General features: G+C 64.3%; 19 protein-coding genes. 6 read left to right on the top strand and 13 right to left on the bottom strand.

The features are described 5' to 3' along the window. Positions 1–26 precede the first annotated feature (26 nt). Positions 27–1,241 carry an alginate O-acetyltransferase AlgX-related protein gene (locus QMG80_RS10670; RefSeq protein WP_085772811.1) on the bottom strand — a complete coding sequence of 405 codons (1,215 nt, stop codon included), beginning with the start codon at positions 1,239–1,241 and terminating at the stop codon, positions 27–29. A 3-nt stretch (positions 1,242–1,244) separates the two neighbouring features. Beyond that, positions 1,245–2,669 carry an MBOAT family O-acyltransferase gene (locus QMG80_RS10665; RefSeq protein WP_085772810.1) on the bottom strand — a complete coding sequence of 475 codons (1,425 nt, stop codon included), beginning with the start codon at positions 2,667–2,669 and terminating at the stop codon, positions 1,245–1,247. Between the two features lie 914 nt (positions 2,670–3,583). Between QMG80_RS10665 and QMG80_RS10660 the strand changes: the two genes are divergently transcribed. Next, on the top strand, positions 3,584–6,931 hold the full coding sequence (locus tag QMG80_RS10660) for an error-prone DNA polymerase (RefSeq protein WP_245299968.1): 3,348 nt from the start codon (positions 3,584–3,586) through the stop codon (positions 6,929–6,931). A 149-nt stretch (positions 6,932–7,080) separates the two neighbouring features. Here the strand turns inward: QMG80_RS10660 and QMG80_RS10655 are convergent, their stop codons facing one another. Beyond that, on the bottom strand, positions 7,081–7,386 hold the full coding sequence (locus tag QMG80_RS10655; protein ID WP_085772807.1) for a hypothetical protein: 306 nt from the start codon (positions 7,384–7,386) through the stop codon (positions 7,081–7,083). 203 nt (positions 7,387–7,589) lie between these two features. On the opposite strand from QMG80_RS10655, the gene QMG80_RS10650 reads away from it, so the two are divergent. Both QMG80_RS10650 and lipB read left to right on the top strand, forming a co-directional pair. After that, on the top strand, positions 7,590–8,045 hold the full coding sequence (locus tag QMG80_RS10650) for an RrF2 family transcriptional regulator (RefSeq protein WP_085773814.1): 456 nt from the start codon (positions 7,590–7,592) through the stop codon (positions 8,043–8,045). A 72-nt stretch (positions 8,046–8,117) separates the two neighbouring features. After that, the gene (lipB, locus tag QMG80_RS10645) at positions 8,118–8,834 is read left to right on the top strand and encodes a lipoyl(octanoyl) transferase LipB (protein ID WP_085772806.1); all 717 of its coding nucleotides are present in this window, start codon (positions 8,118–8,120) and stop codon (positions 8,832–8,834) included. A 19-nt stretch (positions 8,835–8,853) separates the two neighbouring features. Here lipB and QMG80_RS10640 read toward each other — a convergent pair whose 3' ends face one another. Then, a complete protein-coding gene (locus QMG80_RS10640; protein WP_085773813.1) occupies positions 8,854–9,765 on the bottom strand; it encodes a DMT family transporter in 912 nt (303 codons plus the stop codon). Positions 9,766–10,236: 471 nt separating this feature from the next. On the opposite strand from QMG80_RS10640, the gene QMG80_RS10635 reads away from it, so the two are divergent. After that, entirely contained in the window at positions 10,237–10,776 is a 540-nt protein-coding gene (locus QMG80_RS10635; protein WP_085772805.1) for a formaldehyde-activating enzyme, read from the top strand. Positions 10,777–10,800: 24 nt separating this feature from the next. On the opposite strand, the gene QMG80_RS10630 is transcribed toward QMG80_RS10635, so the two are convergent. The 8 genes from QMG80_RS10630 to QMG80_RS10595 all read right to left on the bottom strand — a co-directional run bounded on the left by QMG80_RS10630 (position 10,801) and on the right by QMG80_RS10595 (position 16,437). Next, positions 10,801–11,616 carry an HvfC/BufC N-terminal domain-containing protein gene (locus tag QMG80_RS10630; protein ID WP_085772804.1) on the bottom strand — a complete coding sequence of 272 codons (816 nt, stop codon included), beginning with the start codon at positions 11,614–11,616 and terminating at the stop codon, positions 10,801–10,803. Beyond that, positions 11,613–12,458, bottom strand: coding sequence for an MNIO family bufferin maturase (gene bufB / locus QMG80_RS10625; protein ID WP_085772803.1), 846 nt, complete (start codon positions 12,456–12,458; stop codon positions 11,613–11,615). The genes QMG80_RS10630 and bufB overlap by 4 nt, the downstream gene beginning before the upstream one ends. A gap of 104 nt (positions 12,459–12,562) precedes the next feature. Further along, entirely contained in the window at positions 12,563–12,829 is a 267-nt protein-coding gene (bufA2, locus tag QMG80_RS10620; protein WP_085772802.1) for a BufA2 family periplasmic bufferin-type metallophore, read from the bottom strand. Positions 12,830–12,933: 104 nt separating this feature from the next. After that, positions 12,934–13,104, bottom strand: coding sequence for a hypothetical protein (locus tag QMG80_RS10615; protein WP_158658845.1), 171 nt, complete (start codon positions 13,102–13,104; stop codon positions 12,934–12,936). A 147-nt stretch (positions 13,105–13,251) separates the two neighbouring features. Next, on the bottom strand, positions 13,252–13,857 hold the full coding sequence (ruvA, locus tag QMG80_RS10610) for a Holliday junction branch migration protein RuvA (protein ID WP_085772801.1): 606 nt from the start codon (positions 13,855–13,857) through the stop codon (positions 13,252–13,254). Beyond that, complete coding sequence (ruvC, locus tag QMG80_RS10605; protein ID WP_085772800.1) at positions 13,854–14,360, bottom strand: crossover junction endodeoxyribonuclease RuvC; 507 nt, start codon at positions 14,358–14,360, stop codon at positions 13,854–13,856. The genes ruvA and ruvC overlap by 4 nt, the downstream gene beginning before the upstream one ends. A 187-nt stretch (positions 14,361–14,547) precedes the next feature. Next, positions 14,548–16,131, bottom strand: a complete 1,584-nt coding sequence (locus tag QMG80_RS10600; protein WP_085772799.1) for an OpgD/OpgG family glucan biosynthesis protein — start codon at positions 16,129–16,131, stop codon at positions 14,548–14,550. Between the two features lie 72 nt (positions 16,132–16,203). Further along, entirely contained in the window at positions 16,204–16,437 is a 234-nt protein-coding gene (locus QMG80_RS10595; RefSeq protein ID WP_085772798.1) for a hypothetical protein, read from the bottom strand. A 426-nt stretch (positions 16,438–16,863) separates the two neighbouring features. Between QMG80_RS10595 and clpS the strand changes: the two genes are divergently transcribed. Together clpS and clpA are read left to right on the top strand one after the other, a co-directional pair. Continuing rightward, positions 16,864–17,265: an ATP-dependent Clp protease adapter ClpS gene (gene clpS / locus QMG80_RS10590; protein WP_085772797.1), complete on the top strand. Its 402-nt coding sequence runs from the start codon at positions 16,864–16,866 to the stop codon at positions 17,263–17,265. A 12-nt stretch (positions 17,266–17,277) separates the two neighbouring features. Next, positions 17,278–19,761 (top strand): ATP-dependent Clp protease ATP-binding subunit ClpA, encoded by a 2,484-nt coding sequence (gene clpA, locus QMG80_RS10585; protein WP_085772796.1) that lies wholly within the window; start codon positions 17,278–17,280, stop codon positions 19,759–19,761. A gap of 218 nt (positions 19,762–19,979) precedes the next feature. On the opposite strand, the gene QMG80_RS10580 is transcribed toward clpA, so the two are convergent. Further along, positions 19,980–21,809, bottom strand: a complete 1,830-nt coding sequence (locus QMG80_RS10580) for an HdeA/HdeB family chaperone (RefSeq protein ID WP_245300278.1) — start codon at positions 21,807–21,809, stop codon at positions 19,980–19,982. Positions 21,810–22,061: the final 252 nt, after the last annotated feature.

Genomic DNA, 22,061 nt, shown 5'->3' with positions numbered 1-22,061 from the left:
AGACAATTCAAGAATCGTCGCGTCCTTCACCTCGCCGCCCGCGTACCCGCCAGCAAATTCCCCACCTGCCGCGTCGTCGAGAGATTGAGGGCGATCTCCTCCAGCACGACGGCGTCGGCCTCCTTGAGGCTTTGCGCAAGCAGCGCAAGATCGGCGGGAGCGCGCTCGCCATTGCCGATCTCGCCGGGCTTGGTGATGAAGCGCGTGAGCTCGCTGTGGCCCTCGGCCTGCACATGGAACCAATAGTCGATCGTCGGCGGACAGGGCGCCTGCGACGCCACGACAATGAGCTCGCGCAGGAAGCTGGTGCCGACGAGCAGCAGCCGCGGCGTCTTTGTGCAAGTCTGCGGCGGTCCCTGACGCTCGATCGAAGCCGTCGGATAGCGCACGGGCGGCCAGAATAGATTCAAAAGCTCGACGAGGTCCTTGTCTGTTCCGACCGCCACGTCGCGCTCGCGCCAGTCGAACGCAAAATCGCCGACGGGCGAGCCCGCCGGCTGCGCCGCCCAGATATGCGTGATCTCGCGCAAAGCGATTGCAGAGCCGAGCAGGTTCCAGTGAATGCCGCCCTTGGGGAACAGGTCGATCGGATAATGCGCGCGCTCGTTGTGCAGCAGCGCCTGCCCGTCGAGGAAGGGAACATTCCGCGCCGCCAGCGCCGCCCTGTAGGGCGCAAGCTTCTCGGCCGCTTGCGGTTGCGCGAGCGCCGGACAGCGCATGCCGGCTGGCAGCCAGGACGGGTCATAGGCCGGTTTCGAGGGCGAGATCAGATAGACGAAACTCTTGCCGAGCGCCGCGGTCGTCGCGCCGATCTCGCCGATGTCGCCGGCCCAGGCGTCGAGCTTGTCCTGCGGCGGCGGCGCGCCGCGCGCGCAAAATTCCTTGATATATTCGCTGGAGATGAGCTCGCCGTCGCGGCCGATGACGACATTGGGCGCGCCCGAGACGCCGAAGAAGGAATAGAGGAACTGGTTCTTGAGGCGCACCGACATAGGAAAGAGCGGCGAAGCGCGATCGAGATGCGTCGAGACCGCGTGCTGCGTCTCGCCCGAGAGAAACGCGTCGAGCGTCCAGGGAATGGGCTTTTCCGCTGACAATCCGTTCAAGGGCTCGGCGCTGCGAATGCGAAGCTTCGGCCAGTCGCGCTCGACCGCGAAGTTCCAAAGATTCGCGAGAAAGAGGAAGCCGATCAACGCCGCGCAGGCGAAGATCGGGGCTCGGGCGAGGAGGCGCGCGTTCATTGTCTAGAACCGGAAATAGATGAAGGGCTTGAACGGGTCGGCGAGCCCCTTTGCGAGCGCCGCGAGGAAAAGCGCCGCGAGCAGCGTGTTCGCCGCCAGCGCATGCTTCCTTGCAAGCGCCATCCAGTCGAAGCCCGGGATGTGCAGCGCCGCCCGCTGCGCGACGACCACCGCGAAGCCGATCAGCGCCGCGAGCCAATAGTAGCTCGGGATCATCTCGCCGCCTGGCGCTTTCGCCCAGGGCTCCGCCATGAGCGCCAGCATGCCTCCGGCTTGAGAGAGCGAGACCGCGCGAAAGATCGTCCAGCCGACCATCACGGCCAGGAAGGTGAGCGCATTGGCGAGCAAGACCGGAAGCTTCGCGAGCCAGCGGGCGAGAAAGAGCCGGTCGAGCACGAGGAAAAAGCCGTTGTAGGCGCCCCAGGCGACGAAGGTCCAGGCCGCGCCGTGCCATATGCCGGACGCGAGAAAGCACAGCCACAGATTGATCTGCGTGCGCAGCGCGCCCGCGCGATTTCCGCCGAGCGGGAAGTAGAGATATTCCCGGATCCAGCTCGTCAGCGACATATGCCAGCGCCGCCAGAAGTCGGTCATGGAGGTCGCGACGTAAGGCTCGTTGAAATTCTCGAGCAGACGGAAGCCGAACATGCGAGCAAGCCCGATCGCCATGTCGGAATAGCCCGAAAAATCGAAATAGATCTGGAAGGTGAAGAAGATCACGCCGGCCCAGGCCTCCGCGAAGCCGAGCTCGGAAGCCGGATGCGCGAAGACGAGATCGCAGCCGCTGGCGAAGGCGTCGGCGAGCAAGAGCTTCTTCATGACGCCCCACATGAAGCGCGAGAAGCCCGTGACAAAATCGTCGACATGCGCCGGCGGACAGGCCTCCATCTGGCCGGCGATGTCGTGATATTTGATGATCGGACCGGCGAGGAGCTTGGGGAAGAAGAAGACATAAAGCGCGTAAAGCGTCACGCTTTTTGCCAGCGGCGTGACCTTGCGATGGACGTCGACGAGATAGGTGATCTTCTCGAAGACGATGAAGGAGACGCCGATCGGCAGCGCGATATTTGGCGCGCTAAGAGGCGCGAAGCCGAAGCTCGAGATGAGCGCGCTGTAGTTTTGGAGAATGAAGCCCGCATATTTGAAATAGACGAGGATCGCGAGATTGCCGCAGACGCCGAGCGTCAACCAAAGCTTTCGCGCCCGCGAGCCCTCCGCGCTCGCGTCGATTTGGCGCGCGGCAAAGAGGTCGAGCGCGACCGAAGCGAAAACGACGAAAATGAAGACCGGCTCGCTCCAGGCGTAAAAGACGACGCTCGCGAGAAGCAGCACGAGCATGCGCGGCGTGAAGCGCGTTTCGACCGCGAGATAAAGGAGATAGACCGCCGGCGCGAAGAGGAACAGAAACAGCGGTTCGTAAAATAGCATCCCCTCTCCCGGCGCTGAGTTTTGAGCGAGCGGGGTCTTAGCAGAGCGCGCGGAGGGGCGCCAATTCCGGCGAGTATTCCCTCGCCCCGTTCACGGGAGAGGGTTAGGGCGAGAGGCCTGGGAAGGCATCCGCAAGGGCCACAAGGTCGCTATTTCGCCGATGAGGATGCCCCGCGAGCGACCAGCGCTCGACATCTGCCGCAGTGAACCGCATGTCACGCCGCAGCAAGACCCGGCGCGAACGCGGCGGCGCCGCGTTGCAAAGAAATCTAACGACCCGGCTTCCGTCTGCTCCGAAAGCTAACGTCCGGGGATCAGGGCCCTTTCTCGGCTGGGAATCTTCGTCCTTCGCATGATGACGCTTAAACATGCATCTTCCTTGATTTTGACAGCTCTGCGCCATCGTGCCGACCACTAATCGATGCTACGCTCGCGCTTCGAACAAAAAGGGAATCGCGAGATGCCCGAATTTGCCGCAGTGCGAGAGGCGCGCGCCCGCGTCGAAGCGGGCCGCCGACGCATAGAGCGCCAGCGTGCGCTGGCTGGGGGGTTACACACCGCTGGCCTCTCGGCCTCCATGGCCCATGAGCTTCTGCATTCTCTGGAACGCTGCCAGGAGCTGCTCGAGGACGGTCTATCTCGATCGGAAAGAAGAGCGAGAGCGCGCATCGAGCGGGCGCAATGCGCCGCGGCGAAAGCTGGGGTCGAACCCAGCATCATCAGTTGGCTCTAGCGTTACTTGGCTCTAAAGCGCGTCCCGATCGCGCGCTCGAAAAGGACTAAGCTCCAAATCAAAAGCTTGGGGCATGTCCGCGCACGCATGGTTTTCACAACCTAAGCTCCCCGCCTTGACTCCGGGCTCAAAACAAGAACAAAATACAAACACTCCAAAAACATCAGCGCCGGAGCGCGCCGTGATCTCCGCCCTTCCCCGCTACGCCGAGCTTGCGACGACGACGAATTTCTCCTTTCTGCGCGGCGCCTCGCATCCGGAGGAATTCGTCGCGCAGGCGTTAGCGCTCGAGCATGTCGGCATTGGAATCGCCGACCGCAATTCGCTCGCCGGCGTCGTGCGCGCCTTCTCCTTCCTCAAGGCGCATAAGATTCCGCCCGAGCGCTTCCGCCTCGCGGTCGGCGCGAGGCTCGTCTTCGCCGACAAGACGCCGGAGCTTCTCTGCTACCCGCAAGACCGCGCCGCCTACGGGCGCCTCTGCCGGCTGCTGACGAGGGGCTTTTGCCGTCCATCACGCGAGCCCCCTCCCTCCCCCGCTATCGCGGGAGAGGGGGCGGCAGACGTTTCGCCAAGTCTTGATGACACGCGAAGTCAAGCTCCCTCTCCCGCGATAGCGGGGGAGGGCTGGGGAGAGGGCCAAAGCTTCCTCGACGAAGACCCTCGCGCCCGTCCGCCGAAAGGCGAGTGCCGGCTCTTTCTCGACGATCTCCTCGAATTCGGCGAAGGCCAGCAGATCGTCGCGCTCGGCGACAAGCCGCCCCCATCCGCGTTGCGCGAGGCTTTCGCGGGAAGGCTCTGGCTCGGCGCCACCGCGCTCTATGGCCCGGACATGCGCGCAGGGCTCCAGCGGCGCATCGCGCAAGCAAAAAAGCTCGACCTGCCGCTCGTCGCGGTGAACGACGCGCATTATCACACGCCGGAGCGCCGCCCCCTCGCCGACGCGCTCGCCTGCATCCGCGAAGGCGTGACCTTGGAGGAAGCGGGTTCTCTCCTCTCCGCCAACGCCGAGCGGCATTTGAAGAGCGCGCAGGAGATGACGCGCCTCTTTGCGCTCGCGCCTTGGGCTGTGGACGAAAGCGCGCGTTTCCTCGAAGGCCTCGCCTTCAGGCTCTCAGACCTCGCCTATGAATATCCGTCGGAGCTCTGCGAAGGTTTCGAGAGCGAGCAGCAGGCGCTCGAAGCCTTCGCTTACGAGGGCGCGAGAAACCGCTATCCGCAGGGGATTCCGAAGAACGTCGAGACGTTGCTCGAGCACGAGCTGAAGCTCATCGGCGAGCTCAATTACGCCGCCTATTTTCTCACCGTGCACGACATCATGCGCTTTGCGAAGCGCGAGGGCATTCTCGCGCAGGGGCGCGGCTCGGCGGCAAACAGCGCCGTGTGCTTTTGTCTGGGCGTCACCGAGGTCGATCCGACGAAGCACGATCTCCTCTTCGAGCGCTTCGTCTCGGCGGCGCGCAACGAGCCGCCCGACATCGACGTCGATTTCGAGCATGAGCGGCGCGAGGAAGTGATCCAATATATCTACCGGCGTTTCGGGCGCGAGCGCTCCGGGCTCGCCGCTGCGGTCACAACCTATCGCTCGCGCTCGGCGATGCGCGAGATCGGCAAGGTCTTCGGCCTGTCGAGCGATCTTTTGGGAAGGCTCTCGGCGCTTTCGCGCGGCGGCTCCAGCGCGGAGCAGCGCCGCGCCGACATGGCGCGCATGGGACTCGACGTCACCGAGCCACGCTTCGCGCTGGCGCTCTCGCTCGCCGAGGAGATCGCAGGCTTTCCGCGCCATCTGACGCAGCATTCGGGCGGCTTCGTCATCACGCGCGGACGGCTCGACGAGGTCGTGCCCGTCGCGCCCGCCGCAATGGAGGGGCGCACGACGATCCTTTGGGACAAGGACGATCTCGACGCGCTGGGCCTCCTCAAGATCGACGTGCTGGCGCTCGGCATGCTGACCTGTCTGCGCAAGGGGCTCGATCTCCTGGCCGCCCATTATGGGATCGCCTATCGCCTTTCGTCGATCCCTGCGGAGGATGAGCGCGTTTACGCGATGCTCTCGCGCGCCGATTCCGTCGGCGTGTTCCAGATCGAGAGCCGCGCGCAAATGTCGATGCTGCCGCGCCTGAAGCCGCAATGCTTCTACGATCTCGTCATCGAGGTGGCGATCGTGCGGCCCGGGCCGATCCAGGGCGACATGGTGCATCCCTTCCTGCGCCGGCGCATGGGCAAGGAGACGATCCAATATCCCTCTCCCGAGCTCGAGGCGGTGCTCGGCAAGACGCTCGGCGTGCCGCTCTTTCAGGAGCAGGCGATGAAGATCGCGATCGTCGCCGCGGGCTTCTCGCCGCAGGAGGCCGACGAGCTGCGACGCGCCATGGCGACCTTCAAGCGCGCGGGGCTCGTGAGCCGGTTTCGCGACAAGATGATCTCAGGGATGGTCGCGCGCGGCTATGAGGCGGAATTCGCAAGCCGCTGCTTCGCGCAGATCGAGGGCTTCGGCACCTATGGTTTTCCGGAAAGCCACGCGGCCTCCTTCGCGCTGCTCGTCTACGCCTCGGCCTGGCTCAAATGCCGCTATCCGGACGTCTTCGCCTGCGCGCTTTTGAACGCGCAGCCCATGGGCTTCTACGCGCCGGCGCAAATCATGCGCGACGCCGAGGATCACGGCGTCGTCCTGCGCGAGGTCGACGTGAACGCCTCCGATTGGGACTGCACGCTGGAAGAAACGCAAGAAACGGGTCGCATCCATGCGCGCCACGCTGAGATGGCCGCCGACATTCACGGCGGCCGCGCGATCCGGCTCGGCCTTCGCGAGGCGAAGGGCTTGGCGGAAGAAGACATGCGGCTCCTCGTCGCGCGGCGCGGCGCGGGCTACGACTCGGTGCGCGATTTGTGGCTGCGCACGGGACTTCCTCCCGCCGTATTGGAAAAGCTCGCCGCCGCCGACGCTTTTTCAAGCCTCGGCCTCACGCGCCGCGAGGCGCTCTGGGCGGTCGCCGGATTGAACCGAGTCGGCGACAAGGACGATCTGCCGCTTCTTCGCGATTTAGCCTTCGCGCCGGTCGAGCCCGATGCGCAATTGCCGCCGATGCCGCCCGGCGAGGCGGTGATGGAGGATTACCGCGCGCTGTCACACTCGCTCAAAGGCCATCCGGTCGCCTTTTTGCGCAAGGGTCTCGCAGAGAAGGGCATCGTCTCCTGCGCCGAATTCTTGCGCGTGAAAGGCCCGCTGCGCCCGCGACTCACAGTCGCGGGCCTCGTGCTGATGCGCCAGCGCCCGGGCACGGCGAAGGGCACGATCTTCATGACGATCGAGGACGAGACGGGCTCGGCCAATGTCATCGTCTGGCCCAAGATTTTCGAGCGTCAGCGCGCCGAGGTTTTGGGTGCGCGGCTCGTCGCCGTGCATGGCGAGGCGCAAGAGGAAGCCGGCGTGCTGCATCTTATCGCGCGCAAGGTCGAGGACATCTCTCCCGCGCTGCGCCTCATCGAGCGGGCCAAGGCCGCAACGCCGCGCGCGCGGGATTTCCATTAGAGCATGTCCCGGAAAAGTGCGAAGCGGTTTCCCGGGACATGCTCCAAACTTTTGATTTGGCGCGGTTCCTTATCGCTCGAACGATTCCGTTCGAGCGGGAAGCGCGCTAGAGCGCGTCCCGATCGCGTGGAACTACGCGCGCTCAGCCCTCAGCCGAGCTTTTCCGGCCCGCGACGCCGAAATATTCCTCGAATCATCTCGCCGACGAGAAAGACGACCCCAAGGATCGCCAGAAGAAACGGGACGAGCGTGAAAATGCTTATCACGGGGATCATCCCCACCGTGTAAGCGATTTGGCTCAGAACAGGCGTTCCACAGTCGGCGTAACCCTCGTTGATCGCGGAACATAGGCCGCTCGCCTCAAGCGCCGCAGCGGCCGCAAAGGCCCCGACGTTCACGGCCAGCGCCAGGTAGCAGAGACCTTTGAATCCTTTCCACAGCAGACTCGCGGTCATGGATCCCCCAAAGGCTGAGCGGTTTCAAAAGCGCCAAGCCTTTCCTAGCATTTTCCCGGCATATCATCGAGGCGCGCCCGCAACGCCTCCGGCTCGAAAGTTGATGAAATCTATAGTCGCGCCTTGCCATGCTGTCAGGCCCTCCCCTACTATGACTCGAGCCGGCGCCATTGTCGGCGGCACAGCCGGAGCTTGCCACCAAGGTGCTGACGAAGAAGGCGAAATACGGTCTCAAGGCGCTCGTCCGTTTAGCAAAGGTGGAGCCGGGTCGCCCCGCGCTCGTCGCCGACGTCGCCGAAGCCGAACAGATCCCCAAGAAATTTCTCGACGCGATTCTCGGCGACTTGAGGAACGCCGGCTTTGTCCATTCCAAAAAGGGCAAGGGCGGCGGCTATGCGCTGGCGCGCCCGGCGAAAGAAATTTCGATCGGCGCGGTCATTCGCGTGCTCGATGGGCCGCTCGCGCCCATCCAATGCGCGAGCAAGACCGGCTACCGGCGCTGCGACGATTGCTCGGACGAGAAGCACTGCCCCGTGCGAATGGTCATGCTGCAGGTGCGCGAGGCGATCGCCGGCGTGCTCGATCGGACGACCCTCGAGCAAATGAGCGAATTGGGCGAGATCGGCGCAATCGCCGGCGAAGTCGAATGGGTGATCTGAGCGAGCCCGCGAGATCCCGCGAGGCGCAAAGCGCCCCGCCCCCGCGCGGAGAAGGAACCCCTCCAAGTCTCGATGCCGAAGCGTTCCCAAATCCTCGACTTCAAGCCGCAAGAGCCCGGCGCGCCCGTCGAGTGGCTGCGGGAGGATGGTCTCGTTCCTTATGATCGAGCCCTTGCCGAAATGGCGGCGCGCGTCGAGGCCATCCAATCGGGGGAAGCGAGCGAGCGCGTCTGGCTCCTCGAGCATCCGCCCGTCTACACGGCGGGAACCTCGGCCAAGGATCAGGACCTTCTCGACGCGCGCTTTCCGGTGTTTCGCACGGGTCGCGGCGGCCAGTTCACCTATCATGGACCCGGCCAGCGCATCGTCTATCTCATGCTCGATCTGCGGCGCCGCAGCCGCGACGCAAGGGCCTATGTCCTCGCGATCGAATCCTGGCTGATCTCGGCGCTCGCCGATCTCGGCGTCGAGGCGTTCACGCGCGAGGGGCGCGTCGGGGTCTGGGTCGAACGGCCGCAAAAGCCGAGGGGTCCTGCCGGCGAGCCGGCCGAGGACAAGATTGCGGCGCTCGGGCTGCGCCTCTCGCGCTGGGTCAGCTCGCACGGCCTGGCGCTGAACGTCGCGCCGGATCTCACGCATTTTTCCGGCATCACGCCTTGCGGGATCCGCGAGGCGCATTTCGGCGTGACGAGCCTTGAGGCGCTCAGCGCGCCCACCGAAATGACCCTTGTCGATACGGCGCTGCGCCGACGTTTCGAGGAGATATTCGGGCCGACGATCGACGCATGATTCGCGGCGCGCGCTGTTCCTACTGACGCGCGAGGATGACGAGCGCGGCGCCCGCGAACATGATCGCCGCGCCGAGAAGCCTTGTGCGAAAATTCTCGCCGAGCGCAAGGCCGCCGACGATCACGGTGAAGAGCGCGCTCATGCGCTTCAAGGCGATCACATAGGGCACGAAGAGCAGCGTCAACGCATACATCTGCGTCGCATTGCCGACGGCGTTCGCCACGCCGGCCGCGAAAGCATAGCGAAGCTGCGAGAAGCGGAACGCGCGAGGACGCGACGCGACCAGAACCACGAGGCTCGACGCCGCGATCGCATCGGTCACCGCGGCGATCCAGAAGATCGGCGTCGAGGCCTCGATGCCGAGCTTGTCGATATTGGCCGTCACGCTGTAGATCACGGCTGTGACGCCCATGGAGCGCACCCCGGGGTCACGAACGAAGGTCATGAGCGAAGCGCGCGGACGCGCGCCGGGCTCGCTCGAAGCGAGAACGAGCCCGCCTGCGACGGACAGAACGACGCCCGCGGCGCCCAACGGCGAAACCCTCTGGCCCACGAGAAGCGGCGAGGTGACGAGCATGAGAACCGGCGTGATCAGGAGGAGCGGGGCCGCAAGCGAGGCGTCGGAAAGCCGATAGGCGCGCACGAAGAAATAATAGGCCGCCACATTGAGCACGCTTGAACCCAGGAGGAGCGGCCAGAAATTCCCTCGCGTCAGCTCGGGCATTGCGCTCATTGGGCGAAGCAGGAGCTCGGGGTGCAGCGCGAGGCAAAGCGCCGTCAGCATCACGGCCCCCACGCACCATTGCGTCGCGACGACGAGTCTCTCCTCCGCCTCGCGCGTCGCAGCCTTCGTCCCAATATCCGTCGCGGTCTGGCAGAAGGCCGCAATCACGGCGGCCCCGATCCCGAGCCAAATCGCCGCCGTCGCCATAATCCGTCTTGCCCCCGCGTGCGTTAAAGCCTCGTCGACGCGGATGGGGCTAAAGCGAATCTCGCAAAAGTCCATCAACTTTTGTGGGACTCGCCGCTTCTTTCGCTCGAAGGATTTCGCTCGAGGGGCGAGACGACAGCGTCAAGCCGCGGCGCCAAGCCAAAAAAGGAGCGCGGAGAGCGTCGCCAGGGTGCAAACGGTGATCAGCATGTCTTCCTCCCTCTCTTCGATTTTGGGAAGGTTAAAACTGTCTTAACCCCGTCGCCGTGCGCCAGCGCACAGGGCGCGATCCGCCGCCCCTTTGCGCGGGCGCGGGGGCAATGCTATCTGGCGCCGAGCGCTAGAGCGCGATGCGAAAAAGTGGAAACCGGTTTTTCGCGCAAATCGCGCTCTAAACTTCTAGAATCGATCACGTTTTCTGCGCTCAGGCGATTCCGCCTGAGCGCAGCGTGATCTAGGAAGGGAGAGACCATGAGCGGAATTTGGCTGGCGACGGGCGAAGCGACCGTGCTCGCGGCGGATGGGCAATACACCGACGCGATGCCGGAAGTCATGATCGGCAATGTGAAGGGTCCGGTGGGCCACGCCTTCGCCTCCATGGCGGGCCAGGTCGCCGGCCATCCGCGCATGTTCGTGATCCGCGATCTCAATCAGCAGGTGCGGCCGTCGACGATGATGACCACCAAGATGACGGTGAAGTCGGAAGCCTATGTCGAGCTGCTCGGCGGCGTCGTGCAAGCGGCGACGGGCGACGCCATCGTCGACTGCGTCGCTGAGGGCGTTCTGCCCAAGGCCGAAATCGGCGAATTATGCATGATCATCATGGTCTGGCTCGACCCGCGCTGTGCGACGGACGAGAATCTCGACCACAAGGACCTCTACCGCACCAATTACGAGGCGACCAAGCTCGCGATCTCACGCGCGATGAAGGGCGAGCCGACCATCGAAACGCTGATCGAGAACCGCAAGACGGTCTCGCACTACGCGCTCGAAGGCGTCTTCGAGGCTTAAAGACGTTCCAAAGCGCCGCGCGATCTAAGGCGCGGCGCGGCGTTCCGCGTCGTCGCTTTCGCCGATCGCGACGACGAGCCCATCCGAAAACCAGTTGATCAGAAACTGCGCCAGGCGCTCGGGCGCCGAGGCTTCATCCTGCTGAAAGGCGACGAGCTGGCAGATGGCGCCAAAGGATTTTCCGGCGAGCGCCTCGTTCAGCGCCAAAAATTCGTCCGTCTCGAGCGCTCGATACGCCGGGTCGAACCCCGAGCGCCAGACGGCCGCGGCTTCCTCGCCATCCTGCGCCTCCGGCAGCGGCGTCTTTCCTTCGGAAGAAAGGGCCTCGTAAAGTCCGACCACGCCAGCGGGAAGTCTGAGGACACGCAGGCTCGGATGAAAGGCGAAGACGAGGCGCGGCCAGTCCTGCGGCGCATGGGCCGCGAGCGTCTGGAGCGCGCAAGCGTCGCCGTCGGGCGCATCGAAAGCGTCGGTCAGCGCGCGCTCCAGCAGCGCGACGCCAAGGGCTTGCGCCTCCCCCCTCCACTTGTCGGACTCCTGCATGAAGTCCGGCAAGCGCGTGGAAAAGTAGCGCGCGTTGCGCGTGCGCGAGGGAGAGGCTGCGAGATAGTCGGAAACCAGGGCGTCAAACCGCTTGTCGCCGAGAAGGCTCTTCAGCGCCGGAAAATCCTCTTCGAGATATTCCGCGACGCGCAGACGATAGCCCTTCACATAGACGCCGAAGCCGGCGGCCCGGTCCCTCGCGGCAGGCTTCGTCAAGCACGCGAGCATCTTCGAGTCTTTGGCGGCGCCCGAAAGGACGGCGGATTGAAAGGCGGATTGAAGCTCGGCGAGCTTCATGCGGCGCTCCGCTCGGGTGAGCCGGAGATCGCGGCGTCGATCTCGCGCATGCGCTGCAGCTCGGCAAGCAGCTCCGAGAAGGGCGGGAAATTGTCGTCGCGCTCGATCATCGCCGCGACCGGGCCGAACCGGCGGCGCGCACGCGCATAAAGCGTCCAAACCTCCTCACAGACCGGATGATCATGCGTATCGATCCGGTAGTTTCCCTTGTCGGTGTGTCCAGCCATGTGAAACTGCGCGACGCGCTCGACCGGAATGGCGTCGATGTAATCTTCAGCCGAGAAGCCGTGATTGAAGGACGAGACGAAGACGTTGTTCACGTCGAGAAGCAAGAGACAGTCGGCGCGGCGCGCCATTTCTCCCAGGTACTCCCACTCGGTCATTTCCGATTGCGCGAAGGAAACATAGGTCGACGCGTTCTCGACCAAAATGCGTCGGCCCAGAAAATCCTGAACGCGCGCGATGCGATCGACGACGTGATCCAGCGCTTCATGCGTGAGCGGCACTGGCAACAGATCGTGAAGATTGACGCCGTGAACGCCGGTCCAGGCGAGATGATCGGAGACCCAGGCGGGCTCGACTCGATCGACGAGGCGCTTCAACGCGGCGAGATAATCCATGTCGAGCGGATCGACGGAGGCGAGCGACATCGAGACGCCGTGCATGACGATCGGATAATCGGCTCGAAAGCGCTCCAACATGGCGAGCGGCCGACCGCCCGGGATCATGTAGTTTTCGGAGATGATCTCGAACCAATCGACCGGAGGCCGGCTCGATAGGATCTCCTCATAATAAGCCGGCCTGAGGCCCAGCCCGTAACCGAGGCGGGGAAGCGAGTCCATTGGTTTTCTCCTCCTCGACACTGGAGCGCGGGGCGAAAGCGCCTGCACGGCCCCCTATCGAGAAACGGCCCGAAGCCGGAGCTCGGACCGCCCTTCTGTCACGATCAGTCGAGGACCTTGCCGCCGCCTTTCGTGCACTCCGCCTCGGAGTCCATGAAAAGCCAGCCTTTGCCCTTGCATTCATTCATGCCCTTGCAGCTGTTTTTCGGAGTCATGCAATCGGACTTGGCCTTGCATGAATTCACGCCGAGACAGTGCACCTTGCCCGCCTTGCCGCTCATGGCCGCGGAAGCGTTCGTCGCCTGTGCGGCGAGCGCCAGAGATACCGCCGCGACGGCGAGCGCGGCTCCGGTACGGGAAACTTGTTTCATGTGACCTCCTTCGCTTCAGTGGTAAAACTGCCGTCGTCTGCCCGTCCCCGGCGATGCTTCGCGCTCCGCCGGCGCTTCTTCTTTCGGTCGGGCGAAAGGCGATGTTACTTGGTCGGGCACCCGTTGGCGTTGCAGCGGTGCTTCTGAGAGCTTTCCGGGGCCTTCGCCTTGTTCGCCGGATAAGGCTTGCGCGCCGCGGCGGGCGTGGCTCCCGCCATCAGCAAAGCGGCCACGGCGACGGCGATCGTCGAGCCCGAGGCGATCTTCTTGTGCATACGCATTTCCTCCCGACCTGCGCCTTGCGATCACGGCTTGTGCTGCGGCGTCGCGGCGATCGGTCCCCACGATTATATCATCGGACCGCGATTTCGCGAGGGCTTGCAGTTAACAACGAGATAGCGCGCGCGACGCCCGCTCAAGAACTATTGCGCGAGTTCTTTCAACCCGCGTCGGATCAGCGCCGAGGCTTCCGCCTCGGGGCCGAGCGCGGCGAGGCTGGCGCTTATCGCCGCTTGCGCTTGGGGGCGGCCGTAGCCGAGGTTGCAGAGGGCCGAGATCGCGTCGCGAGCGGCGGAGGCGACGCTTGTTTCTTCCGCGGGCTCAGCTGCGAAAGCGGCGACGGCGCCCGCCGGCGCCTTGTCCTTCAGCTCTGCGACGATGCGCGCCGCAAGCTTCGGCCCCACGCCCGGCGCGCGCGCGACCATCGCCTTGTCCTGCCCCGCGACGGCCGCAGCGAGCGCGTCCGCCGAGAGCGTCGAGAGCAAGGCGAGCGCCACCTTGGAGCCCACACCCTGCACGCTCTGCAAGAGCCGAAACCAGTCGCGCTCGGCTTCCTGGAGGAAACCGAAAAGACGAATCGAATCCTCTCGCACCTGCGTCTCGATGGCGAGCGTCGCGGGCTCGCCCGGGCGCGGCAGATGCGCCAGCGTGCGGCTTGAGCAGGTCACGACATAGCCGACGCCATTGACGTCGAGGATCACGAAATCCTCGCCGAAACTGTCGATGACGCCCTTGAGCTTGCCGATCATGCCCGCCTCGCGCGCGAAAGCGCCTCCCGATGCTGCGCGTGACAAATCGCCACCGCCAGCGCGTCGGCGGCGTCCTTGCTCGCGGCGAAGCTCGCCGGCAAGAGCACGCGCACCATCATCGCCACCTGCGCCTTGTCGGCGTGGCCATTGCCGACGACCGTCTTCTTGACGAGATTGGCGGCGTATTCCTCGATCGCCAGACCGGCGAGCGCGGGCGCGGCAAGCGCGATCCCCCGCGCCTGCCCGAGCTTGAGCGCCGATTGCGGATCGCGGTTGACGAAAGTCTCCTCGACCGCCGCCTCCTGGGGTGAGAAGGCCGCGATCACTTCGCCCAAGCCTTCGAGCAAACGCCGCAGCCGCTCCCCCATCGGCGAGTTCGTGTCGGTGCGGAGGCAGCCGGAGGCCACGAAGACGAGCCGCGAGCCTTGCGCGTCGATGATCCCCCAGCCCGTGTTGCGAAGGCCCGGATCGACGCCGAGGATGCGAATCGGTGACGCGCTCATGGGGCGAAGTGTAGCGAAGGTTTTGGTCCAGGGGCAGGGATCACCTCGAAACGCCCCCTCCCCAGCCCTCCCCCGCTATTCGCGGGAGAAGGAGTCTGGCTCCTCGCGTCACAGAGGTCTCGCGCAACGTCTGCCGCCGCCCTCTCCCGCGAAGCGGGGGAGGGTACGGGAGGGGGCAATCCGCCGCCTAAAACGGATGATACTGATAGAGCCAGTTCTCCGTCAGCACCTCGTCGCCGTTCTTCAGGTAGAGCCGCATCTCGACCGGCTCGTCGCCCGTGACGGTGAGGTCGAATTGCGCGCGCCAATGGCCGGGGACATTGTCGAACACGGACTCGGTGTAGATGTATGAGAATGTTCCGCGCGAGGCCCAGAGCACAGGCTCGGGCTTCACGCCATAGGGCAGTTTCGCCAAGGGCTCGCCCAAAAACTCGACCATGAACTTGCGCACGCCCTTCGGGCGGGGCTTTCCCGGCTGGCCGCCATTGCCGAGCCGCGTCGCGACGCAGCGGGCGAGCGGCGTCGGATAGGGCTCGTCGGCGAGCCAGTGCAGGCGGTAAGAGAGGTCGAACTCAGCGCCGGCGACGGCGGGCTTTTCCGGCACCCAGACGCAGACGATATTGTCGTGAATCTCGTCGTCGGTCGGGATCTCGACGAGATGGATCGCGCCCTTGCCCCAATCGCCCTTGGGCTCGACCCAGACGCTCGGACGCCGATCGTAGAAGACGTTGTCTTGATAGTGATCGTAGGTGCGGTCGCGCTGCATCAAGCCGAAGCCCTTGGGATGATTGTCGCCAAAGGCGGAAGCCATCACGCGCGAGGGATTGTTGAGCGGCCGCCACAGACGCTCGCCCGTTCCCGTCCACATCGAGAGGCCGTCGGAATCGTGCACTTCCGGACGCCAGTCGACGGCCGTGGGCTTGCGCGTCTCCGAGAACCAATACATCGAGGTCAGGGGCGCGACGCCGAAGCGCACAAAGTCGCCGCGCAGATAGAGCTTGCAGTCGATGTCCATCACGACGCCCTTGCCGCGCGTCATGAGGAAGCGATAGGCGCCGACGATGTGCGGCCCCTCGAGCAGCGCGTGCAGCACGACGCCGGTCTCGGTCTCCGGCCCGACGTAAATATGGGTGAAGTCGGGGAATTCCTCGGAGCGGTTGGCGACCCAGGTGTCGAGCGCGACGCCTCGAGCCGAGAGCCCATATTGGCGCAGCTCGCCGATCGCCCGAAAATAGGAGGCGCCCAGAAACGCGACCCAGTCGTTCTTCTTCCAGGGGAGCTCGCCGTCCTTGGCCTCCTGGATGCGGAAGCCCGCGAAACCCGCGCCCTGCGGAAGGCCGCGGGCGATCGAGTCGGCGGGCATGTTGAAATAGACCGGGTCGTAAAGAACCTCCCGCGCCTCGCCCTTCTCCACCTTGTGGATGCGCACGGCCTTCTTGAAGAACATGCCGAGGTGGAAGAATTCGACCGGGAAACGCTCGGGGCCGAAGGCGTAAAGGGCGTGATCCGTGTTGTAGGTGATCTTGCCCCAGGCCTCGTAGTCGATCTTGCTGGTGATCTCGGGATCGGGCAAGGCCGGCGGACGATAGGGCTCGCCAATGAGGCGCTTCGCCTCCTCCTTGAGCAAATCGAAGGAGAAAGGCGCGGCCGGACCGAATTTGATCCCCTCGTCTTGCGACTGCGCCGAAGCCGGAGACGCGCCGACCGCCCCGACCGCGCCCGTCGCCGCGGCAGCTTTGAGAAAGGCGCGGCGATCCGGCGCGTCAACCATCGATGATCCTCTAGCAGTCAGGGGAAGGGCGCAGACCCGATCAAGCGGGGGCAAAACAAGGCGAGACCCGCCTCAGCCCCGGATGGGCTCATGCTTGATGGCCGTGCGCATGAAAAAATAGAGCCCGACGAAGCCCGCCAAGGCGAAGACCACCTCGAAGGCGCGGCTGACCAACGGATCGAGCTGGAACAGGCCGCCGAGCGCCCAGCCGGCCGCCCAGGATGCGCCAACGAGCTCGGTGCCCACGAGGATCGCGACGGCGACAAGTGTGGAGAGTCTAACGAGGTTGATCGGCTTATCGCTCATTTCGCTCACACCCGTCCGGCCCGGAAGCTGCCCTCGCGCGCTCGTCCCTCGAGCGGAAGCGTTCGAGGAGCAAGAAACCACGCCACATCAAAACGCTGGAGCGAGATTGCGCCCCGCTGACAAGAGAGAGCTATAGGGGCGCGGGCGCGATGGCGCAAGCGCTGTCGGGCCGACTCTTCCAGGGTCTTAGGCTGCGGCCGCTAGGCGGCGATGGCCGCAGCTTTCGATCTTTTTTTTGGCAGGTCCGGCAATTCCCGCTTGCCAAGCGGCCCGCGAAAAAGACAATTCTGGAGCCGAGAGGCGCCCCGAGAGCCGGGAGCGCCGCGGCGCGAAAATTGTATGCCCCCTCTGCCGAAGTCTTCGCCAGCCTCCTATATGGGGCAAAGGAACCGCGCCGGAGCAAGGAAGGATCGCCAGGACCGCTCCATGATCACGATCCCCAATCGCGGCAGCAGCCGCGCCGCGTCTCGTCCCAATGGGACGCCGGCTCGCGCCAGCAAGGATCCTCGCAAGAACGATGAGGGCGGTCCCGGCTCGGGGACGGCGCTCGTCACCAAGACCAAGCCGCTCACTCGCCGCCCGCACATGTATCGTGTGCTCCTCCTCAACGACGATTACACCACGCAGGAATTCGTGGTCATCGTGCTGCGTAGATATTTCAACAAGTCCGTCGAGGAAGCCACGCGCATCATGCTGCACGTCCACAACCACGGCGTGGGCGAATGCGGGGTCTATACTTACGAGGTCGCCGAGACCAAGGTCACTCAGGTGATGGAGTTTGCGAGGCGGCACCAGCATCCGCTGCAGTGCATCATGGAAAAGAAATAGGAGCCAGGACGCATGCCGGCCATCTCGCGCAATCTCAAGCAAACCCTGGATCGGGCGTTGTCGCTGGCGAGGGAGCGGCGGCACGAATACGCCACGCTCGAGCATCTCCTGTTGAGCCTCATCGAGGATCCCGACGCCGCTTCGGTCCTGCGCGCCTGCGCGGTCGACATCGAGCTGCTGGGTCGCAATCTTCGCGAATACATCGCCAGAGAGCTCGACAATCTGGTCAACGGCGACGCAGAGGAGGCGAAGCCCACCTCCGGTTTCCACCGCGTCGTCCAACGCGCCATCATCAGCGTGCAGTCCTCGGGGCGGGAGGACGTCAACGGCGCCAATGTTCTCGTGGCGCTCTTCGCCGAGCGAGAGAGCCACGCCGTCTATTTCCTGCAAGAGCAGGAAATGACCCGCTATGACGCAGTCAACTACATCAGCCACGGCATCGCCAAGCGCGCCGGCCTCTCGGACGCCGCGCGCACGCCGCGCGGCGTCGAGGACGAATCCGAGCGGGGCGACGGGCGCGAGGGACGCGACGGCGACCAGCGCAAGAAGGAAGGCGCTCTCGACGCCTATTGCGTCAATCTGAACCGCAAGGCGCGCGACAACCGCATCGACCCGTTGATCGGCCGCGAGCCTGAGGTCGTGCGCACCATTCAGGTGCTCTGCCGGCGCCAGAAGAACAATCCGCTCCTCGTCGGCGATCCGGGCGTCGGCAAGACCGCGATCGCCGAGGGCCTCGCGCGCAAGATCACCCAGGGCGAGGTTCCCGACGTGCTCGCGGATGCGACGATCTTCGCGCTCGACATGGGCTCGCTCCTGGCCGGCACGCGCTATCGCGGCGATTTCGAAGAGCGCCTCAAGCAGGTCGTCAAGGAGATCGAGCAGCACAAGAAGGCGATCCTTTTCATCGACGAAATCCACACGGTGATCGGCGCGGGCGCGACCTCCGGCGGCGCGATGGACGCCTCGAACCTGCTGAAACCCGCGCTCGCTCAAGGCGCGCTGCGCTGCATCGGCTCGACCACCTATAAGGAGTATCGGCAGTATTTCGAGAAGGATCGCGCGCTGGCGCGGCGCTTCCAGAAAATCGACGTCAACGAGCCGACCGTTCCCGACGCGATCGAGATTCTCAAGGGGCTGAAGCCCTATTTCGAGGATTTCCATAAGATCCGCTACACGGCCGAAGCGGTGAAGGGCGCCGTGGAGCTTTCGGCGCGTCATATCCATGATCGCAAGCTGCCCGACAAGGCCATCGACGTGATCGACGAGAGCGGCGCGGCGCAGATGCTGCTGCCGGAAAACAAGCGAAAGAAGACGATCGGCCTCAAGGAGATCGAGTCGACCATCGCGACGATGGCGCGCATCCCGCCAAAGAGCGTGTCGAAGGACGACGCCGAGGTGCTCGCGCATCTCGACGAGACCTTGAAGCGAGTCGTCTATGGCCAGGACAAGGCGGTTGGGCTGCTGGTTTCGGCCATCAAGCTCGCGCGCGCGGGCCTGCGCGATCCCGAGAAGCCGATCGGCTGCTACCTTTTCTCCGGCCCGACCGGCGTCGGCAAGACGGAAGCGGCGCGCCAGCTTTCGACGGCGCTCGGCATCGAGCTCGTGCGCTTCGATATGTCCGAATATATGGAGCGCCACACGGTCAGCCGGCTGATCGGCGCGCCTCCCGGCTATGTCGGCTTCGATCAGGGAGGCCTGCTCACGGATGCGATCGACCAGCATCCGCATAGCGTGCTGCTTCTCGACGAGATCGAGAAGGCGCATCCCGATCTCTTCAACATTCTTCTGCAGGTGATGGATCACGGCAAGCTCACGGACCACAACGGCAAGACGATCGACTTCCGCAACGTGATCCTGATCTTGACGACGAACGCCGGCGCCACCGATCTGGCGCGCACGCCGATCGGATTTACGCGCTCGCAGCAGGGACGAGACGACAGCGAGGCGATCAACCGTCTCTTCGCGCCGGAGTTTCGTAACCGGCTCGATGCGGTCGTCCCATTCGGCCAGCTCTCGCCGCAGGTCGTCGCCAAGGTCGTCGACAAATTCGTCGTGCAGCTCGAGGCGCTGCTCGCCGACCGCAACGTCACGATCGACCTCTCCGACGAAGCGCGCGCTTGGCTCGTCGAGCGCGGCTACGACGAAGCGATGGGCGCGCGGCCGATGGCGCGCATCATCCACACGCACATCAAGACGCCGCTCGCCGACGAGGTGCTGTTCGGGCGCCTGAAGAACGGCGGCGCCGTGCATGTGGTGGTCGTCGCCAGCGAGGATGGCGAGAAGACGCTCGGCTTTGTCTATCCGGAGGGCCCCGTGCTGCCGCGGCCGGAACGCGACATCATCGAAGCGGGCAAGAAGCGCGCCGCCACGGAGGGCGAGGCGCGCAAGGAGCGCGCCTCGGAAGAGCCGCCGACCGACGGGCCCGAGCGCGAGGCGGAAGCGGCTGAGTCCAAGCCCTCCCCGAAAAGCGTGCCGAACACCCCGCTGCAAGGATGAAGGGAAGCGCGACGGAAACCCCGCCGCGCCCACTCGCCTCACCTGCTTTAAGCTGTCCCCGCTCGCGCTCCGCGAGCGCGGGGCGACGCAAGAGCGCGATGCGAAAAAGTGGGAACCGGTTTTTCGCGCGAATCGCGCTCTAAAACTTTGGAATCGATCACGTTATCTGTGTTTGAGCGATTCCGCTCAAGCGCATCGTGATCTAGGCGATCGGGTCCTCAGAGGTTCTTTCTCAGCTTCTTTGCGTCGGCTTCGATAGAACGCCACGCCTCGCGCAGTTTTTGCAGGAACGATCCGCTCGGAGTCTTCCTGCAGTCGTCGATGACCATCGGAACGACGCTCTCGGAGCCTTCGATATCGATGAAAGAATTGTCCTTGCCGCCTTTCGCCTGAGCCGTCGCCCAATAGACGACCTTAGGCTGATAATCCGTCTCGACCGCGAGAAATTCCTCGCATGTCCAATTGCCCAGAGCCTTCTTGCGAGCGACGGCGGCCGCTTTCGGAGCCGGAAGAGCGGCGCTTGGAGGAGCGTCGGCGCGCACGGAAAGATCCGCGGTCTGCGTCTGCTGAAGCTCGATCTCCCCGGGACGCCACGTCTTGTCGAAGAAGGGCTCCAGCGGACCATAGAGGCGGAGCAGCGTGTTCCACGCCCTCCCCGGAATCGTCTGAACCCAGTTGTTCTCCCTGCCCACAGGCGCCTTCGGCCCGAAGTAGACATCAACCGACCCGTCGTCGTTGACGAGCAGGCCCTGGGTTTGGCTGCTCACGCTGGGGAATCGCTGGTCCGTCTGCAGCATGGAGCGCGTCTGATCGTCGTAGAGCGTGACGGACCAGAAGTCCTTCACCGGCGCGTTCGGGGGCAGCCGCAGCTTGTAACTCTTACCGCCGTCGAAAGGCGTTCCCTTGGAATCGACGAAGGCCGCCAGATATTGCGAGCCGACTCCGACGAGGCGCGTGTCCATCGTGGGGGTGACGCCCGTCGCATAAAAAAAGAACCCCGAGTAAGCGTCGAGAAGGCGCGCATCGCCGTCCTCGAACTTGTAGCCGCCGACGAAACCGCGGCGCCAGGCGCTGTCCGGGTACCAGTAGCCGTTGGCCGTCCGCCATCTGTACGTGATCGCGCGGGCGGTGGAGTCGCCGACGGCGGCCGCCTCCGTGAGGATCTTCTTCATGCGCTCGTCGGGCGCGAAAGGCTTGCCTTTCACGATGCCGATGGACGCCCAAAAGCCGAGCGTCGTCGCGTCGACCGAGTCGGTCGGCTCGTCCTGCACAACGCGGTTCAGCATTTCCCAGAAATGATAGTCCGCCTTCGGGACCAAATTGAACGGCTTGCCGGACATGTCCACGAAATCGAGCTTCGGTGCGTGGCCGGCTTGTCCGAACGGATAGATTTTCGTGAACTTCTTGATCGCGTCGACGCCGGGCTTCGGATCGCCATTGACGAGGAAGCTGCGCCAGGGCGCCCAGACGCCGTATGTCGAGGGACGCAGGACGTTGTAGCCCCGCATCGAAATCCTGCCCTGATAGCCGGGCGGTATAAGCAGATATCTGCCGCCTTCTCCTTTGTCGGGGCCCGTCATGCCCACATCCCCGACCCAGTGACTCCACATGTCGTCGACGAACCCGAGGACCTTGGGCGGAACCTCCAGCACGAGCGGACCGTTGTGCAGATCGAGCCAGATCCAGGTGTAAGGCGTGTTGTCGTTCGCGGTGAGCGCGACGGTACGGGCGTCGACCCTTTGCTCCCAGATCGGCACGGTCGTGTTCGCTGGCCCGATGGAGAGAATCGCGTCGCGATTGGCGGCCTGACTGACGACAGGAAGGGCCAGCAGATAGGCTTGCACGGCGCGCTGGAAATCGAGGTTGTCGTATAGTTTTTCGGTGCTGGCCTGGTCGGGAAAGCCGTCGAAGAATTTGAGCGTTCCAAACCGCGTCTCGACCCTATCCGGTATGGCGACGCCTTGGGGCGTCGGCGTCGAATAGGCGAGGTTCGGCGCAGCCGTGACGCCTTCGAGAAATTGCGCGCTGGAGGAACAGGGCGCCGACACCAAAATCAAGACTGACGCTAGCGCGCGATGCGAAAAAGTGGAAATCGGTTTTTCGCGCAAAGCGCGCGCTAGAGTTTTAGAATCGATCACGTTTTCTGTGTTCAGGCGATTCCGCCTGAACACAGCGTGATCTAAGACAGACAAAGTTCTGCTGACTGCCATCGCTCGGCTCCAGAGGGAAAAGGGGTGAGGGCGCGTCGAAGAAAAGCTCCGCGCGATCGCGTGGCTGGGATTGTCGCGCGTAGGATGCTC

The sequence above is a fragment of the Methylocystis bryophila genome (assembly GCF_027925445.1).
GTDB lineage: Bacteria > Pseudomonadota > Alphaproteobacteria > Rhizobiales > Beijerinckiaceae > Methylocystis > Methylocystis bryophila.
Note: the sequence above shows the minus strand (reverse complement) of the source record. Positions and strands in the feature narration are given on the sequence as shown.

Excerpts from the sequence above, each read along its gene's own strand:
- QMG80_RS10635 (WP_085772805.1), top strand. The coding sequence starts at position 10,237 with ATGAGCGGAATTTGGCTGGCGACGGGCGAAGCGACCGTGCTCGCGGCG.
- QMG80_RS10615 (WP_158658845.1), bottom strand. The coding sequence starts at position 13,104 with ATGCACAAGAAGATCGCCTCGGGCTCGACGATCGCCGTCGCCGTGGCC.
- QMG80_RS10630 (WP_085772804.1), bottom strand. The coding sequence starts at position 11,616 with ATGAAGCTCGCCGAGCTTCAATCCGCCTTTCAATCCGCCGTCCTTTCG.
- ruvC (WP_085772800.1), bottom strand. The coding sequence starts at position 14,360 with ATGAGCGCGTCACCGATTCGCATCCTCGGCGTCGATCCGGGCCTTCGC.
- clpA (WP_085772796.1), top strand. The coding sequence starts at position 17,278 with ATGCCGGCCATCTCGCGCAATCTCAAGCAAACCCTGGATCGGGCGTTG.
- lipB (WP_085772806.1), top strand. The coding sequence starts at position 8,118 with ATGCCGAAGCGTTCCCAAATCCTCGACTTCAAGCCGCAAGAGCCCGGC.
- ruvA (WP_085772801.1), bottom strand. The coding sequence starts at position 13,857 with ATGATCGGCAAGCTCAAGGGCGTCATCGACAGTTTCGGCGAGGATTTC.
- QMG80_RS10665 (WP_085772810.1), bottom strand. The coding sequence starts at position 2,669 with ATGCTATTTTACGAACCGCTGTTTCTGTTCCTCTTCGCGCCGGCGGTC.
- bufB (WP_085772803.1), bottom strand. The coding sequence starts at position 12,458 with ATGGACTCGCTTCCCCGCCTCGGTTACGGGCTGGGCCTCAGGCCGGCT.
- QMG80_RS10595 (WP_085772798.1), bottom strand. The coding sequence starts at position 16,437 with ATGAGCGATAAGCCGATCAACCTCGTTAGACTCTCCACACTTGTCGCC.
- bufA2 (WP_085772802.1), bottom strand. The coding sequence starts at position 12,829 with ATGAAACAAGTTTCCCGTACCGGAGCCGCGCTCGCCGTCGCGGCGGTA.
- clpS (WP_085772797.1), top strand. The coding sequence starts at position 16,864 with ATGATCACGATCCCCAATCGCGGCAGCAGCCGCGCCGCGTCTCGTCCC.
- QMG80_RS10655 (WP_085772807.1), bottom strand. The coding sequence starts at position 7,386 with ATGACCGCGAGTCTGCTGTGGAAAGGATTCAAAGGTCTCTGCTACCTG.
- QMG80_RS10640 (WP_085773813.1), bottom strand. The coding sequence starts at position 9,765 with ATGGCGACGGCGGCGATTTGGCTCGGGATCGGGGCCGCCGTGATTGCG.
- QMG80_RS10670 (WP_085772811.1), bottom strand. The coding sequence starts at position 1,241 with ATGAACGCGCGCCTCCTCGCCCGAGCCCCGATCTTCGCCTGCGCGGCG.
- QMG80_RS10600 (WP_085772799.1), bottom strand. The coding sequence starts at position 16,131 with ATGGTTGACGCGCCGGATCGCCGCGCCTTTCTCAAAGCTGCCGCGGCG.